Source organism: Pseudomonas sp. YA1 (genome assembly GCF_058680555.1).
Genome location: NZ_JBZWBG010000005.1, coordinates 170,850 through 186,563, shown reverse-complemented (window position 1 = coordinate 186,563; position 15,714 = coordinate 170,850). Strand labels below are relative to the sequence as shown.

The following is a 15,714-nucleotide window of genomic DNA, read 5'->3' as shown; positions in this document are numbered from 1 at the left end:
GGACAGAGGGAGCGAGGATAGCGGCATTCGGTTGCGGATCGGCGTCATCGGTTTAATCAATCAGCCTCTTCCTACGTCTTGAACGACAATGTTCCCACTAAATTTGGTCAGTTTCTGAACCCCGCGGAAATAGAGCCGGACATATGACTGCCACGCCCAAACCCCTGGTCCTGATCATCCTGGACGGCTTCGGCCACAGCGAAAGCCCTGACTACAACGCCATCTACGCCGCGAAGAAGCCGGTCTGGGATCGCCTCCTGGCAACCCAGCCGCACGGCCTGATCTCCGGCTCCGGCATGGACGTCGGCCTGCCCGACGGCCAGATGGGCAATTCCGAGGTCGGCCACATGAACCTCGGCGCAGGCCGCGTGGTGTACCAGGACTTCACCCGCGTCACCAAGGCCATCCGCGACGGCGAATTCTTCGAAAACCCGGTGATCGCCGGGGCGGTCGACAAGGCCGTCGCCGCCGACAAGGCGGTGCACATCCTCGGCCTGCTCTCTCCGGGCGGCGTACACAGCCATGAAGACCACCTGGTGGCGATGGCGCAGATGGCCGCCAGGCGCGGCGCCGGCAAGATCTACCTGCATGCCTTCCTGGATGGCCGCGATACCCCGCCGAAAAGCGCGCAACCGTCGCTGGAGCGTCTCGACGCCACCTTCGCCGGGCTCGGCAAGGGCCGCATCGCCTCGATCATCGGCCGCTATTTCGCGATGGACCGCGACAACCGCTGGGACCGCGTCCAGGCCGCCTATGAACTGATCGTCGACGGCAAGGCCGAGTTCACCGCCGACTCCTCGGTGGCAGCCCTCGAGGCCGCCTACGCCCGCGGCGAGAGCGACGAATTCGTCAAGGCCACCGCGGTGGTCCCGGCCGGCGCCGAAGCGGTGCGGGTCGAGGATGGCGACGCGGTGATCTTCATGAACTTCCGCGCCGACCGCGCCCGCGAACTGAGCCGCGCCTTCGTCGAGCCGGCGTTCAAGGAATTCCCCCGCGAGCAGGCCCCGCAGCTGGCAGGCTTCGTCATGCTGACCCAATACGCGGCGAGCATCCCGGCGCCCTGCGCCTTCCCGCCGGAGCCGCTGACCAACGTCCTCGGCGAATACCTGGCCAAGCATGGCAAGACCCAGCTGCGCATCGCCGAGACCGAGAAGTACGCCCACGTGACCTTCTTCTTCTCCGGCGGCCGCGAGGAACCCTACGAGGGCGAGGAGCGCATCCTGATCCCCTCGCCGAAGGTCGCCACCTACGACCTGCAACCCGAGATGAGCGCGCCGGAAGTCACCGACCGTATCGTCGAGGCCATCGAGCAACAACGCTACGACGTGATCGTGGTCAACTACGCCAACGGCGACATGGTCGGCCACACCGGCGTGTTCGAGGCCGCGGTCAAGGCCGTGGAATGCCTGGACACCTGTATGGGGCGCATCGTCGAGGCGCTGGACAAGGTCGGCGGCGAAGCCCTGATCACCGCCGACCACGGCAATGTCGAGCAGATGGAAGACGAGTCCACCGGCCAGGCGCACACCGCGCACACCTGCGAGCCGGTGCCGTTCGTCTACGTCGGCAAGCGCAAGCTGAGCATCCGCGAAGGCGGCGTGCTGGCCGACGTGGCGCCGACCATGCTGACCCTCATGGGGCTGGAGCAGCCGGCGGAAATGACCGGTCGCAGCATCGTCACCCTCGGCTGATCCGCGAACGACGAACTCCCGCGCAGGGTGGATAACCGCGTCGCGGTTATCCGCCGCTTCTGCAGGCCATCGACGGATAACGCCTGCGACGTTATCCGCCGTAGCGGGCCGGGCGCCGCGCCCCGTTTCCACGACGTCACCTTCCCCGCTTTAACGCTGCCGATCGGCCGACAGGCCTGGCCACGCAACCTCGAGACGTGTGCCGCGGTTTTCATTTTCCGCGTCTTCCCCCCTGCCTCCCGCTACGTCGCCGAGGCCCGTGCTAGCCTTGCCCGCGCTGTCTTTTCCATCTGCCCTACAAGGATTTCCGCCGATGTGGTTCCTCCTCGCCACCTCGCTCCTCGCCCTGTCCTTCCAGCGCCTGCTGGCTCTCGCCTTGCTGCTCGCGACCTGCTGCCTCGCCTTCTACGACGGAGTTCTCGCTCCGCCTGCGGTCGCCGCCCTGGCTGTACTGGGCGTCCTCGCCCTGTTGCGCCGGCGCCTGGCGGCACGCCGCGCCTGGGCCCTGGGCCTGGAGCCGCTGCTGGTCGCCGGCGCGGTGGGCCTGTTCCTGCACCTGCTACCCGGCTTCGCCAACCCCAGGGTCCTGGACAAGGCGGTGGTCGGCCCGCAGAGCCTGCCGTTCACCATGTACTTCAACTTCGACAAGGCACTGGTGCCGTTCCTGCTACTGGCCTGCCTGCCGAGCCTGTTCCGCGACGAAGCCCGCGCTCCCGGCCGCCCCTGGCACTGGCTGCTGCTCGTGGCGGCGGTGCCGGCGCTGCTTCTGCTGGCTGTCGGCGTCGGCCTGCTGCGGCCGGAACTCCACGCGCCGGCCTGGCTCTGGCAGTTCGTCCTGGCCAACCTGTTCTTCGTTTCCCTTGCCGAGGAAGCGCTGTTCCGCGGCTACCTGCAGCAACGCCTGGGCCAATGGCTGGGCCCCTGGCCCGCCCTGGCGCTGGCCTCGGCGCTGTTCGGCCTGGCGCACTTCGCCGGCGGCCCGCTGCTGATGCTGTTCGCCGGCCTCGCCGGGCTGATCTACGGGTTGGCCTGGCTGTGGAGCGGCCGCCTGTGGGTGGCGACGCTGTTCCACTTCGGGCTGAACCTGACGCATCTGCTGCTGTTCACCTACCCGCTCTACAGACCCGCCTGATGCCCGTGGCCTTCGTCGTCGACGACATCCGCCGCTGCCATCCGGCTGAAATACGTGGAAGCGCCCCACAGCGCGCGGTGCGGGGCGTTTTTTTTAACGGCGGCCACGGGCATACTAGGCCGGTCCAATTCCCAGGTGCCCGCCACCCCATGCTCCGCCTCCTTCCTCTCCTGCTATCCCTCGCCTGTCTCGCTCCGGCCTTCGCCGACGAGCGCGCCGACACCCAACGCCAGCTGGAACAGACGCAGAAGGACATCGGCGAGCTGAAGAAGCTGCTGGACGGCATCCAGCAGGAAAAGAGCGGCGTGCAGAAGCAGCTGAAGTCCACCGAGACCGAGATGGGCGACCTGGAAAAACAGATCAAGGCCCTGCAGGACGAGCTGGACAAGAGCGAAGCCGAGCTGAAACGGCTGGATGGGGAGAAAAAAAAACTCCAGGACGCGCGCATTGAGCAACAGCGCCTCCTCGCCATCCAGGCCCGCGCTGCCTACCAGAGCGGACGCGAGGAATACCTGAAGCTGCTGCTGAACCAGGAACACCCGGAAAAATTCAGCCGCACCCTCACCTACTACGACTACATCAACAAAGCCCGTCTCGAACAGCTCGCCAGCTTCAACGAGACCCTCCGCCAGTTGGCCAACGTCGAGCAGGACATCTCTGCGCAGAAAGCCGAACAACTGAGCAAGCAGGGCGAGCTGGACAGCCGCCGCGAGGCGCTGGCAGCGACCCGCAAGGAGCGCCAGCAAGCCCTGGCCAAGCTGAACAGCGACTACCGCGAACGCGACCAGAAGCTCAAGTCCCGCCAACAGGACCAGGCCGAGCTGGCCAAGGTGCTGCGGACCATCGAGGAAACCCTGGCCCGCCAGGCCCGCGAAGCCGCCGCCGCGGCGGAGCGCGAGCGCCAGCGCGCGCTGGCCGCCGAACGCGAGCGTGCGCGCCAGCAGCAGGCCTCCCCCGGACGAGTCACCAGCCCGCCGCGCGAACCTGCGCCGGGCCCGCTGGTCTCAAGCACTGGCGCGGTCTACGGCGGCGCGTTCGGCTCGGCCCGCGGCAAACTGCCGTGGCCGGTGAATGGCCGCGTCGTGGCGCGCTTCGGCAGCCAGCGCGGCGACGATCCGCGGGCGAAATGGGACGGCGTACTGATTTCGGCGAGCGCCGGCAGCACCGTCCGCGCGGTGCACGGCGGACGCGTGGTATTCGCCGACTGGTTGCGCGGAGCCGGCCTGTTGGTCATCCTCGACCACGGTGGCGGCTACCTCAGCCTTTATGGCCATAATCAAAGCCTGCTGAAAGACGCCGGCGACACCGTGAAGGCCGGAGACCCGATCGCCACCGTTGGAACCAGCGGCGGCCAGAGTAGCCCGGCCGTGTACTTCGCCATTCGCCATCAGGGCCGCCCGGCGGACCCTACTACCTGGTGCCGCGCGCAGGGATAGGCGCCGAACTCGTGATTAGGAGCTGAACATGCTGCATTGCTTCCGTCCCACCACCCTGGCGCTGGCCCTGCTGCTCGGCGCGGGCGCGGCCCAGGCTGCCGACGCCCCGGCCGACGCCGCGCCACTGGCCAACGGTAGCAGTGCCCCGCTGCCCCTCGACGAGCTGCGTACCTTCGCCGAGGTTCTCGACCGGGTGAAGGCCGCCTATGTCGAGCCAGTGGACGACAAGACCCTGCTGGAGAACGCCATCAAGGGCATGCTCAGCAACCTCGACCCGCACTCCGCCTACCTCGGCCCGGAGGACTTCGCCGAGCTGCAGGAAAGCACCAGCGGCGAGTTCGGCGGCCTGGGCATCGAGGTCGGCAGCGAAGACGGCTTCATCAAGGTGGTCTCGCCGATCGACGACACCCCCGCGGCCCGCGCCGGCATCCAGCCCGGCGACCTGATCGTGCAGATCGACGGCAAGCCGACCAAGGGCCAGTCGATGACCGAAGCGGTCGACAGCATGCGCGGCAAGGCCGGCTCCCCGATCACCCTGACCATCGTCCGCGATGGCGGCAGACCGTTCGACGTCGAACTCAAGCGCGCCATCATCAAGGTCAAGAGCGTCAAGAGCCAGGTCCTCGAACCCGGCTACGCCTACCTGCGCATCACCCAGTTCCAGGTCAACACCGGCGAGGAAGTGGTCAAGGCGCTGAACCAGCTGCGCAAGGACAACAAGGGCCGTCTCAAGGGCCTGGTCCTGGACCTGCGCAACAACCCCGGCGGCGTGCTGCAGTCCGCCGTCGAGGTAGCCGACGCCTTCCTCACCAAGGGCCTGATCGTCTACACCAAGGGCCGCATCGCCAACTCCGAGCTGCGCTTCAGCGCCGACCCGGCCGATCCCAGCGACAAGGTTCCACTGGTGGTGCTGATCAACGGTGGCAGCGCCTCGGCGGCGGAAATCGTCGCCGGTGCCCTGCAGGACCAGAAGCGCGCGATCCTGATGGGCACCGACAGCTTCGGCAAGGGCTCGGTGCAGACCGTGCTGCCGCTGAACAACGACCGCGCCCTGAAGCTCACCACCGCGCTCTACTACACCCCCAACGGGCGCTCCATCCAGGCCCAGGGCATCGTTCCGGACATCGAGGTCGGACGCGCCAAGGTGACCCAGGAGCGGAGCAGCTTCGAGGGCTTCAAGGAAGCCGACCTGCAGGGCCACCTGGCCAACGGCAACGGCGGCGCCGACCGCCCCACCGGCAAGCGTGCCGCGCCGAGCGAGCGCCCGCAGGATTCCGACTACCAGCTCAGCCAGGCCCTTAGCCTGCTGAAAGGCCTGAGCGTCACCCGCGGCAACTGATGTCGGCGTTCCGCGTTGCCCTGCTGGGCCTGTGCCTGCTGTTCAACCAGGCCCAGGCCCGCCAGGACCCCGTCCCCTACCAGCGCCCGCCGCTGCTGACCGTGGTCATCGATGACCTCGGGCAGAACCTGGCGCGCGACCGCCGGGTCCTCGACCTGCCCCCCGGCGTAACCCTGGCGATCATCCCGGAAACCCCGCATGCCGCCGAACTGGCCCGCGAGGCGCACCAGCGCGGGCGCACGGTGATCCTGCACATGCCGATGGACCCAGCCGGCGGTCCCTACGCCTGGCGGCCGGAGCTGACCCAGGAAGAGCGTGCGCGGCGGCTGGACGCGGCGCTGGCCAAGGTGCCGTTCGTGCAGGGCCTGAACAACCACGAGGGCAGCCGCATGACCGCGGTGCGCCCGGCGATGGCCTGGCTCGCCGAGGAACTCCAGCGTCGCGGCCTGTACCTGGTCGACAGCCGCACCAGCGCCGCCACCGTGGCCGCCAGCGAGGCGCAGCGGATCGGCCTGGCGAGCGTCTCGCGCGATGTGTTCCTCGACAACGAAGCCACACCGGAAGCGGTCTCCGCACAACTGCAGGCCGGCGTCGCCCTGGCCCGCAAGCAGGGTTCGGCGTTGCTCATCGGCCACCCGCACAAGGCCACCCTCGACGTGCTGGCGCGGGAGCTGCCGAAGCTGCGCGCCCAGGGCATCGAGCTGGTACCCCCGCAGATGCTCATCGGCGAGCGCGGCAACCGCAACGTCAACCCACGCCAGGCGCCGCACTGAAGCCGGGTTTACCGGCGTCGCGGCAGCGGTTAAGGTGACGCCCTCGTCATTCCTGCACGGACGCACCGATGGCCCGCCCTTCCCCTCCCATGCCCCTGCTCGCCGCCGCCCTGCTGGTCGCTGGCGCGATTCCCCTCGGTTTCATCTGGATCCTCACCAGCGCCAAGTTCGAGATAGGCGGCGCCAGCCCCGGCGAGAGCACCGTCGGCAAGGTCGAGAACATCGACCAGCGCGCCATGGAGCAATTCTGCACCGGCGTGCGGGCGACGCCCGCCGGCACCTGGCTGGTGGGCCGGCGCGAGGTCGGCCGCGACGAGCAGGCACTGCCCGAGGGCATCATCGACCTGGACCTGGTGGCGGCCGCCCGGCCCAGGGAAGAAGAGTCCGAACCCCACCTCTTCAACTTCCTCAACGGCATGCTGCTATCCGGCGGCGATCCGGAAACCACCTATGTCTCGCGCCTGGGCGCGGACGGCGTGTTCCACGAAGTGGCGCGGCTCGGCGAGACCGCCTGCCTGGAAGTCACGCCGGACGGTTCCAGCGTCTTCCTGCTCACCGGCCTGCGGCGCCCGGGCAAGGACAACGGTCAGCGCGAGCAGACAGTGGTGCTGCGCAGCGACGACCAGGGCAAGAGCTGGCGGCGGCTCGAGGAAGGCTTCATGGCCGAGGCGAATCGACTGGGCTGGGCTCTCGCACCGCGCTTCCACGGCAAGGACGAAGTCTGGGTCTGGGGTGATTTCGAATACGGCGGTGCCGATGGCGGCCGGGAACCCGGCCAGCCGAGCGGGCTGTTCTATTCGCCCGACCGCGGCGCCAGCGTCGAGTCGATCGCCACCTCCGCGCCGCTGCTGGTCGACCTCGCCTACGCCCGCGAGTTGGCGCCGAACGGCGTCAGCTGGGGCGACTACAACGGCAAGCACGGGCAGATCAAGGCACACGTCGCCCAACTGGACGCGGAGCGCGCCGCGATCTGGGTAAGCCAGACCTTCCGCTATGGCCCGCCCGAAGGGCGCTACCTGACCAGCTCGGTATTGGTCACCACCCAGGCCGAACTGCGCCGCGAGGGCGGACGCTGGCAGATGGGCGCGATCCGGCGCACCGACGGCGTGGCCGTCGAGCGCCTGGAACAGAACATGGACGGTCGGGTGATCGCAGTGCTCGACCACCCGGACGAATCGCGCTCGCTGATCGCCGAGCTCGATCGCGAAGCGCTCGAATGGAAGATCACCGGCAAGCTGCCCAGCCCGTTCTGGCCCCTGCCGTCCAGTTCCGGGCTGCGCGAGTTCTACATGGGCAGGAATGTGCTGCTGGCCAACACCATGAGCCACTACGAAGTGCCGCTGTGGCTGTATCCCGACGAAGAGCCGGCGAGCGTCTCCGCCAACGCGGTGTACTACTCGGACGACTGGGGATCATCCTGGCGCCGCCTGGACATCGCCGGCTACCTCGGCGTGCTCGGTTTCGACGAGGCGCACGACCGGGTGTTCTGGGCCCGCGGCAACTGGTACGACAGCCGCGACCTCGGCGTCCAGGCCTACGACCTGGACTGAGCGCCCCCTCGCCGCGCCGACGGAGGGGCGCCCGCCAGGTTCAGAGGTAGTTGGCGACGGCTTCGTCGACGAAGCCTTCCTGGCGCATCTGCTCCAGGGCCTTTTGCAGGCGCTCCACCACCTCGTCCGGAGTGTCCTTGTTCAACGCCAGGTAGAGCTTGGCCTCGTTGAAACGCAGCACCGTCTGCAGGCCGGACACGCCTTCCTGCTTGGCCAGGTAGCGACCGACCGGATCGGTGGTGGCCCACAGGTCGATCTGCCCGCCGGTAAGCTTCTTCACGTTTTCCTGGTCGCGCAGGGCGTTGATCACCGGGATGCCCTGGGCTTCCAGGTGCTGGCTGACCGCGTCGTTCTTGTAGGCGCCGAGCTTGTAGCGGGCGGCATCCTTGAGATTCTTCACGGCGATCTTGCTGCCGGCCGGCGCCAGCAACACCCAACTGGTGTCGGCCAGCGGGCCGACCCACTTGAACTGCGGCACCCGCTCGGGGGTGTAGGTCATGGAGAACAGCCCGTAGCCGGGCTTGTCCAGGGTCAACCGGTACAGGCGGTCCCAGGGGAAGCGCAGGCTCAGGGAATAGCCGATGCCGGCGCGCCTGAACATCTCCCGGACGATGTCGGCACTGATGCCGTCGATGCCATCGTCGCGGGCGAAGTTCTTGTCGTCCACCGCCATGTTGAAGGGCGGGAAGTTCTCGGTCAGCAGCACCACCTTGTAGTCGGCGGGCAATTCGGCACGGGCCGCGGAGGCCCCCAGCAATACCCCCAGGATCAGGGTCTGGATCAGGACTTTCAGCATGGTCACACCGCTCGCTTGGTTATCGTTATTGGCTAGCGGCATCCCTGCGTCAGGACGAAATACCTGGCTCGTCGGCCTTCCATGGCATTGCCGGCGGGGCCGGCAAAGGCGTTTCCCCGCCCGCCCCCCTGTTGGCCGGACGGAGCGAATCAGAGATAACTGTTGAGGATGTCCTCGACGAAGCCTTCCTTGCGCATGTCGTCCAGGGCTGCCTGGAGCTTCTGCACCACTTCGTCGGGAGTCTCGCGGTTGAGCGCCAGGTACAACTGGTCGCTGTTGAAGCGCAGCACCGTCTTCAGGCCGGTCACGCCTTCCTGCTTGGCCAGGTAGCGCCCGGCGGGATCGCCGCTGGCCCAGAGGTCGATCTGGCCCTTGACCAGCTTCTGCGCGTTTTCCTGGTCGCGTAGCGCCAGGTCGGCCTCGAAACCGTTCTTGCCGAGGAACTCGGCGATGGCATCGCCCTTGTAGGCGCCGATCCGGTATTTCTTCGCCTCGTCCAGGCTGCCCAGGGTGATCGGGCTGTCGCCCTTGGCCAGCAGCACCCAGTCGTCCGGGCCGATCGGACCGACCCACTTGAACTTGTCCTCGCGCTCGGCCAGGCGGGCGGTGACGAACACCCCGTAGCCGGGCTTCTCCAGCGCCAGCTTGTAGATGCGGTCCCAGGGGAAACGCAGGGTCAGGCTGTACTTGATGCCGGCGCGCTTGAACATCTCGCGGACGATATCCACGGCGATGCCGTCGATGTTGTCTTCCTGGGCGAAGTTCTTGCCGTTGATCGCCATGTTGTACGGCGGGAAGTTCTCCGTGAGCAGGACCATGCTGTAGTCGGGATCGGTTTCGGCGCGCGCGCCGCCGACCAGCAGCAGGGTTGCGAGCAGCGCGAAGAGCAGGCTTCTTTGCATTGTTGTCATCCTGTCAGGGGCCTGGAGCGAGGCAGAATAACCAGCGCCGCGCCGCCAGGCCAGCCTTTTGCCAGCATCGCCAGCGAAGCGTCAGTAGCGCTCGCGGATCTGCTTCAACAAGCCTTCGCTACGCAGCGCGTCGACCGCCGTTTGCAACTTCTGCACCAGCTCGTCCGGGGTGTCCTTGTTCAGCGCCAGGAACAGCTCGGCGGTATGGAAACGCTGGACCACCTTCACCTCCTTGAGGCCCTCGCGCTGGGCGACGTAGCGCCCGCTCGGATCGGCGGTGACCCAGAGATCGATCTGCCCGCTGGCCAGCTTGTCGACGTTCTCGTTGTCGCGCAGCGCCAGTTGCACCTGCAGGCCGCGGTCGACCAGGTGCTGGCTGATGGCGTCGTTCTTGTAGCCGCCGATGCGATAGCGCGCGGCGTCTTCCAGGCTGTTCAGGTGGATGCTGCTGTCGCCGCGGGCCATCAGTACCCAGTCGTTGACCGCCAGCGGGCCGACCCACTTGAACTTGTCCTCGCGCTCCGGCGTACGGGCGGTGGAAAACACGCCATAGCCGGGCTCGCTCAGCGCCTGCTGGTAGACCCGGTCCCAGGGGAAACGCAGGATCAGCTGGCACTCGATCTGCGCGCGCTCGCAGGCGGCGCGCACGGTATCGGTGCTGATGCCGCTGATGCCATCGTTCTTGGCGTAGTTGCCGCCGTTCACCGCCATGTTGAACGGCACCAGGTTCTCGGTCAGCAGGACCAGGGTTTCGGCGCGCGCCAGGGCGCTAGCGCATAGCAGGGCCAGGCTGCCGACGCAGCCGAGAGCCAGACGGAAGATGGACATGGAGGACTCCCTGTCGGTCGCAATGTTTGTCGTTATGGCAGGGCATCGGCGCTCTAGCGGCACCTGATGCGGGGGGCGTGACTGTACCTGAAAGAAAGCCGCGCGAGTGTCGACTCGCGCTCAGGAATGGCTAGCCGATCACCGGCCCTGTGCGCTGCGGCGCAACGTGCCTCAGCGCACCACGATACCGCGGCTGGCCAGGTAGGCCTTGGCTTCCGGCACGGTGTACTCGCCGAAGTGGAAGATGCTCGCCGCGAGCACCGCGTCGGCCTTGCCCTCGAGGATGCCGGCGGCCAGGTGCTCCAGGTTGCCGACGCCGCCGGAAGCGATCACCGGCACGTTCACCGCCTCGCTGATGGCGCGGGTCACGCCTAGGTCGTAACCGCTCTTCACGCCGTCCTGGTCCATGCTGGTCAGGAGAATCTCGCCAGCGCCCAGGTCTTCCATCTTCTTCGCCCAGAGCACGGCATCCAGCCCGGTGGGCTTGCGCCCGCCATGGGTGAAGATTTCCCAGCGCGGCGCCTCGCCCGGGGCGGAAACCTTCTTCGCGTCGATGGCGACCACGATGCACTGCGAGCCGAAGCGGTCGGCGGCCTCGCCGACGAACTCGGGGTTGAACACCGCGGCGGTGTTGATCGAGACCTTGTCCGCGCCGGCATTCAGCAGGTTGCGGATGTCCTGCACGCTGCGTACGCCGCCGCCCACGGTCAGCGGAATGAACACCTGGCTGGCCATGCGCTCGACGGTATGCAGGGTGGTGTCGCGCCCGTCGACGCTGGCGGTGATGTCGAGGAAGGTGATCTCGTCGGCACCTTGCTCATCGTAGCGGCGGGCGATCTCGACCGGGTCGCCGGCGTCGCGGATGTTCTCGAACTTGACGCCCTTGACCACTCGGCCATTGTCCACGTCGAGGCAGGGGATGATGCGTTTTGCCAGTGCCATGCGGTTCGCCTCAGGCCTTGAAGTTGTCGCACAGCGCCTGGGCTTCGGCCACGTCCAGGGTGCCTTCGTAGATCGCCCGGCCGGTGATGGCGCCGATGATCCCCGGGGTGCGGGCGTCCAGCAGCTTCTGGATGTCGCCGAGATTGTGGATGCCGCCGGAGGCGATCACCGGGATCCGCGTGGCATTGGCCAGCGCGGCGGTAGCCTCGACGTTGCAGCCCTGCATCATGCCGTCCTTGGAAATATCCGTGTAGACGATGGCGGACACCCCGTCGGCCTCGAAGCGACGGGCCAGGTCGATCACCTGGACTTCGCTGACCTCGGCCCAGCCGTCGGTGGCGACGAAACCGTCCTTGGCATCCAGGCCGACGATGACCTTGCCCGGGAAGGCGCGGCAGGCCTCGCCGACGAACTCAGGCTGCTTGACCGCCTTGGTGCCGATGATGACGTAGCTGACGCCGGCGCGAACGTAATGCTCGATGGTTTCCAGCGAGCGGATGCCGCCGCCGATCTGGATCGGCAGGTCCGGGTAGCGACGGGCGATGGCGGTGACCACCTCGCCGTTGACCGGCTTGCCTTCGAAAGCGCCGTTCAGGTCCACCAGGTGCAAGCGGCGGCAACCGCCATCGACCCATTTGGCGGCCATCGCCACCGGATCGTCGGAGAAGACCGTGGCGTCTTCCATCAGGCCCTGGCGCAGACGCACGCAGGCGCCGTCTTTCAAGTCGATCGCGGGAATGATCAGCATCGGTGAACCCTGTTCAAGTCTGTATTCGGTGGACAGGCGCGCGGAAACTCAACTCTTTTCCAGCGCCCAGACATCGCTCTCGATGCTTTCGAACCGTTCCTTCAGGTACGACTGCACGTCGAGGATGGCCTTGTTGTAGAAGTACGGGGCGAACTCGCGGGCGAAGAAATCGAGCAGTTCCTCGGCTTCGAAGGAACCCAGCTCCAGTTCGAAGCGGTCCTCCATGAAGCGCTTGATCGCCAGTACCGCGTCCTGGGTCTGCGCGGCGTCCAACTGGAGGATCGGCGTCTTGCTCTTCGCCCTGGCCATGGCCTACCAGCGCCCGTCCCAGGCCACGAAGTTCTGCAGCAGTTGCAGGCCGTGGGTATGGCTCTTTTCCGGGTGGAACTGCACGGCGAAACGCGAGCCTTCGGCCAGCGCGGCGGCGAAATCGACGCCGTAGTGCCCGTGCCCCACCACCTGGCGCGGGTTACCGGCCTCGATGTAATAGCTGTGCACGAAGTAGAAGCGCGCCTGGTCGGGAATCTCGTGCCACAACGGGTGCTCCACCGCCTGGCTCACCTGGTTCCAGCCCATGTGCGGCACCTTCAGGTGCTCGCCGGCTTCGTGCAGGTCCTTGCCGAAGAAGCGCACCTGGCCGGGGAACAGACCGATGCAGTCGACCCCGTCGTTCTCCTCGCTGCGCTCCAGCAATGCCTGCATGCCGACGCAGATGCCGAGGAACGGGCGGTCCTGGCTGACCTCGCGGACCAGGGCGTCGAAGCCCAGGCGGCGGATCTCGGCCATGCAGTCGCGGATCGCGCCGACCCCAGGGAACACCACCCGGTCGGCCTCGCGGATCACCGCCGCGTCGCTGCTCACCAGCACCCGGCCGGCACCGACGTGCTCGAGGGCCTTGGCCACCGAGTGCAGGTTGCCCATGCCGTAGTCGATCACGGCTACCGTCTGCATCACAGGCACCCTTTGGTCGACGGCATCTGCCCGGCCATCCGCTCGTCCAGCTCGATGGCCATGCGCAGCGCGCGGCCGAAGGCCTTGAACACGGTCTCGATCTGGTGGTGGGTGTTGTGCCCGCGCAGGTTGTCGATGTGCAGGGTCACCTGGGCGTGGTTGACGAAGCCCTGGAAGAATTCCATGAACAGGTCGACGTCGAAGCCGCCGACGCTGGCACGGGTAAAGGGAACGTGCATCTGCAGGCCGGGCCGCCCGGAGAAGTCGATGACCACCCGCGACAGCGCCTCATCGAGGGGCACGTAGGCGTGGCCGTAGCGGCGGATGCCCTTCTTGTCGCCGATGGCCTTGGCGAAGGCCTGGCCGAGGGTGATGCCGATGTCCTCGACGGTGTGGTGATCGTCGATATGCAGGTCGCCCTTGCACTCGATGTCCAGGTCGATCAGGCCGTGGCGGGCGATCTGGTCCATCATGTGGTCGAGGAAGGGAACTCCGGTATCGAACCGGGCCTTGCCGGTCCCATCCAGGTCGATGGAGACCTTGATCTGGGTCTCCAGGGTGTCGCGCGCGACGGATGCCTTGCGTTCGGCCATCACCAGCTCCACAGCTAACACTGCACGTAATTATAAGAGGGCCAGCATTATAGGCAGGCCCGGGCTGGCGCTGCCAGCCGCGACCGTCGGCGCGAATCGCCCCACGGGCGGCGGGCCAGGCCTTACACTGCGCTCCTTTCATCCCGCCGCGGAGAGCCGCATGCCCGTGATCGTCGAAACCCTCGCCCAACCCAGCGCCCAGGATCGCCTGGACCTGGCGAAGATCTACGCCGACGCGCCGGACTGGCTGTTCGCCCCGCATGCCGACGGCGCGGCGCTGGTCGCGGCCGGGCTGGCCGCCGGCGAGCTGATCGCCGGGCGCTTCAACGACCGCCTGCTGGGTGCCGCCCTGCTGCGGCGCGGCGACGACGCCTGGCAGCTGTCGCACCTTTGCGTGCGCGGCATCACCCGCGGCCGCGGGGTCGGCCGACGCCTCCTCGACGAGGCCCGGCGCCTGGCTGCCGAAGCCGGCAAGCCGCTGCGCCTGGTCGCCCCGGACGGGCACCTGGAATCCCGCGCCCTCGCCGCGCGCCACGGGCTGCCGCTGGACAGCCTCTGATATGCTCGGCGGCGGTCCCCGCCACGGAGCTTCGCCATGTCCTTTTCCTCCGCCGAACGCGCCGCCCTGCTTGCCCTCAAGGGAGTCGGCCCGACCGTGCTGCAACGCCTGGAACAGATGGGCCTGGACAGTTTCGTCCGGCTGCGCGACTGCGATGCCGCAAGCATCCTCGCCCAAGGCGCGGTCCTGACCGGCTCCAGTTGCTGGAAGAACAGCCCGCAGGCGCGGGCAGCGATCGTCAGCGTGCTGCAGCGCGCAGCCAGCGACGCATGAACGACGTCGACGTACTGGTAGTCGGCGCCGGCGCCCTCGGCCTGGCCTGCGCCGCGCGCCTGGCCGAAGCCGGCCACGGCGTACTGGTGGCGGAGCGCGAACGGCTGGTCGGTAGCCACACCTCCAGTCGCAATTCCGAAGTGATCCACGCCGGCCTCTACTACCCGCCCGGCTCGCTCAAGGCCGATCTCTGCCTGGAAGGCCGCGAACGCCTGTACGCCTGGTGCGCCCGCCACGGCGTCGGCCACCGGCGCATCGGCAAGCTGCTGGTGGCGGTGGAGGAAAACGAGCGCGAGAAGCTCCAGGCCCTGGCGGCCAACGCCCGCGCCTGCGGGGTCGACGACCTGATGCCGCTGGACGGCACCACGCTGCGCGCGCTGGAGCCCCAGGTCCGCGGGGTCGCCGCCCTGCTCTCGCCGAGCACGGGAATCATCGACAGCCACGCCTACCTGCAATCGCTGCAGGCCGTCGCCGAGCGCCACGGCGCACAACTGGCGCTGGACACCCGGGTCGACCGCCTGGAGCGCCACGCCGGCGGCTGGCGCGCCGAAGGACAGAGCGTCGGCGAAGCGTTCCGGTTGCGCGCGGGCTGGGTGGTCAATGCCGGCGGCCTGTTCGCCCAGGCGCTGGCGCAACGCACCGAAGGCCTCGATCCGCGCCTGGTGCCGGCGCTGCACCTGTGCCAGGGGCGCTATTTCTCCTACAGCGGCCGCTCGCCGTTCCGCCACCTGGTCTACCCGATGCCCGAGGCGCGCACCGCCGGGCTCGGCATCCACGCCACCCTCGACCTCGGCGGCCAGTTGCGCTTCGGTCCCGACGTGAATTACGTGGACAACCTCGACTACCGCGTCGACGAATCCCTCGGCCCCGCCTTCGCCCAGGCCATCTCGCGCTACTTCCCCGGCATCGATCCTCGGCGCCTGGCGGCCGGCTACGCCGGCATCCGGCCCAAGCTCGGCGGGCCGGGGGAACCCGCCGCCGACTTCATCATCCAAACCCCTGCCGAACACGGCCTGCCCGGCCTGGTCAACCTGTTCGGCATCGAGTCGCCCGGCCTCACCGCCAGCCTGGCGCTCGCCGAACGGGTCGCCCGAGCACTCTGAGACGAGGTTTCGCCGCGCGCAGGGTCGGCCTGGCAAAACGGCGTTGTTATACTCGCCCGCACATTCACCGCTGCCAGCACAAAGGATTC

Annotated in this window: 17 protein-coding genes; 9 read left to right on the top strand and 8 right to left on the bottom strand. The window is 67.8% G+C overall.

The genetic code is table 11. From position 1 onward, the window contains the following. Positions 1-143 precede the first annotated feature (143 nt). The 6 genes from gpmI (at position 144) to AC4OR5_RS08875 (ending at position 7,921) form a co-directional block, all read left to right on the top strand. Entirely contained in the window at positions 144-1,691 is a 1,548-nt protein-coding gene (gene gpmI, locus AC4OR5_RS08900) for a 2,3-bisphosphoglycerate-independent phosphoglycerate mutase (protein ID WP_003111154.1), read from the top strand. A 313-nt stretch (positions 1,692-2,004) separates the two neighbouring features. Continuing rightward, positions 2,005-2,823 carry a CPBP family intramembrane glutamic endopeptidase gene (locus tag AC4OR5_RS08895; protein ID WP_058161041.1) on the top strand — a complete coding sequence of 273 codons (819 nt, stop codon included), beginning with the start codon at positions 2,005-2,007 and terminating at the stop codon, positions 2,821-2,823. A gap of 149 nt (positions 2,824-2,972) precedes the next feature. Next, positions 2,973-4,259, top strand: coding sequence for a murein hydrolase activator EnvC family protein (locus AC4OR5_RS08890; RefSeq protein ID WP_023876105.1), 1,287 nt, complete (start codon positions 2,973-2,975; stop codon positions 4,257-4,259). 28 nt (positions 4,260-4,287) lie between these two features. Continuing rightward, a complete protein-coding gene (cptA, locus tag AC4OR5_RS08885) occupies positions 4,288-5,598 on the top strand; it encodes a proteolytic complex protein CptA (RefSeq protein WP_003096067.1) in 1,311 nt (436 codons plus the stop codon). Continuing rightward, positions 5,598-6,371, top strand: a complete 774-nt coding sequence (locus AC4OR5_RS08880; protein WP_003096069.1) for a divergent polysaccharide deacetylase family protein — start codon at positions 5,598-5,600, stop codon at positions 6,369-6,371. The genes cptA and AC4OR5_RS08880 overlap by 1 nt, the downstream gene beginning before the upstream one ends. Positions 6,372-6,439: 68 nt before the next feature. Further along, positions 6,440-7,921 (top strand): hypothetical protein, encoded by a 1,482-nt coding sequence (locus AC4OR5_RS08875; protein WP_058161040.1) that lies wholly within the window; start codon positions 6,440-6,442, stop codon positions 7,919-7,921. A gap of 40 nt (positions 7,922-7,961) precedes the next feature. Here the strand turns inward: AC4OR5_RS08875 and AC4OR5_RS08870 are convergent, their stop codons facing one another. From AC4OR5_RS08870 to hisB, 8 genes are all read right to left on the bottom strand, one after another. Then, a complete protein-coding gene (locus AC4OR5_RS08870; RefSeq protein ID WP_003096075.1) occupies positions 7,962-8,717 on the bottom strand; it encodes a substrate-binding periplasmic protein in 756 nt (251 codons plus the stop codon). A gap of 149 nt (positions 8,718-8,866) precedes the next feature. Beyond that, entirely contained in the window at positions 8,867-9,619 is a 753-nt protein-coding gene (locus AC4OR5_RS08865) for a substrate-binding periplasmic protein (RefSeq protein WP_034025670.1), read from the bottom strand. Positions 9,620-9,709: 90 nt separating this feature from the next. Then, a complete protein-coding gene (locus tag AC4OR5_RS08860; RefSeq protein ID WP_003111636.1) occupies positions 9,710-10,456 on the bottom strand; it encodes a substrate-binding periplasmic protein in 747 nt (248 codons plus the stop codon). A gap of 171 nt (positions 10,457-10,627) precedes the next feature. Further along, positions 10,628-11,398 carry an imidazole glycerol phosphate synthase subunit HisF gene (gene hisF, locus AC4OR5_RS08855; RefSeq protein ID WP_003106334.1) on the bottom strand — a complete coding sequence of 257 codons (771 nt, stop codon included), beginning with the start codon at positions 11,396-11,398 and terminating at the stop codon, positions 10,628-10,630. A 10-nt stretch (positions 11,399-11,408) separates the two neighbouring features. After that, positions 11,409-12,146, bottom strand: a complete 738-nt coding sequence (hisA, locus tag AC4OR5_RS08850; RefSeq protein ID WP_003106336.1) for a 1-(5-phosphoribosyl)-5-[(5-phosphoribosylamino)methylideneamino]imidazole-4-carboxamide isomerase — start codon at positions 12,144-12,146, stop codon at positions 11,409-11,411. A gap of 48 nt (positions 12,147-12,194) precedes the next feature. Beyond that, entirely contained in the window at positions 12,195-12,455 is a 261-nt protein-coding gene (locus AC4OR5_RS08845) for a DUF2164 domain-containing protein (RefSeq protein WP_003096084.1), read from the bottom strand. Positions 12,456-12,458: 3 nt separating this feature from the next. Then, positions 12,459-13,097 (bottom strand): imidazole glycerol phosphate synthase subunit HisH, encoded by a 639-nt coding sequence (gene hisH / locus AC4OR5_RS08840; protein WP_003096087.1) that lies wholly within the window; start codon positions 13,095-13,097, stop codon positions 12,459-12,461. Beyond that, a complete protein-coding gene (gene hisB, locus AC4OR5_RS08835) occupies positions 13,097-13,690 on the bottom strand; it encodes an imidazoleglycerol-phosphate dehydratase HisB (protein ID WP_003096088.1) in 594 nt (197 codons plus the stop codon). Before hisB ends, hisH begins: the two co-directional genes overlap by 1 nt. A 160-nt stretch (positions 13,691-13,850) precedes the next feature. On the opposite strand from hisB, the gene AC4OR5_RS08830 reads away from it, so the two are divergent. Genes AC4OR5_RS08830 through AC4OR5_RS08820 form a run of 3 tightly spaced genes read left to right on the top strand, consistent with a single transcriptional unit; the run spans position 13,851 to position 15,625 of the window. After that, positions 13,851-14,249, top strand: coding sequence for an acetyl-CoA sensor PanZ family protein (locus tag AC4OR5_RS08830; RefSeq protein ID WP_058161039.1), 399 nt, complete (start codon positions 13,851-13,853; stop codon positions 14,247-14,249). 36 nt (positions 14,250-14,285) lie between these two features. Continuing rightward, positions 14,286-14,522, top strand: a complete 237-nt coding sequence (locus tag AC4OR5_RS08825; protein WP_058161038.1) for a hypothetical protein — start codon at positions 14,286-14,288, stop codon at positions 14,520-14,522. Further along, a complete protein-coding gene (locus AC4OR5_RS08820; RefSeq protein ID WP_023876106.1) occupies positions 14,519-15,625 on the top strand; it encodes an NAD(P)/FAD-dependent oxidoreductase in 1,107 nt (368 codons plus the stop codon). The genes AC4OR5_RS08825 and AC4OR5_RS08820 overlap by 4 nt, the downstream gene beginning before the upstream one ends. Positions 15,626-15,714: the final 89 nt, after the last annotated feature.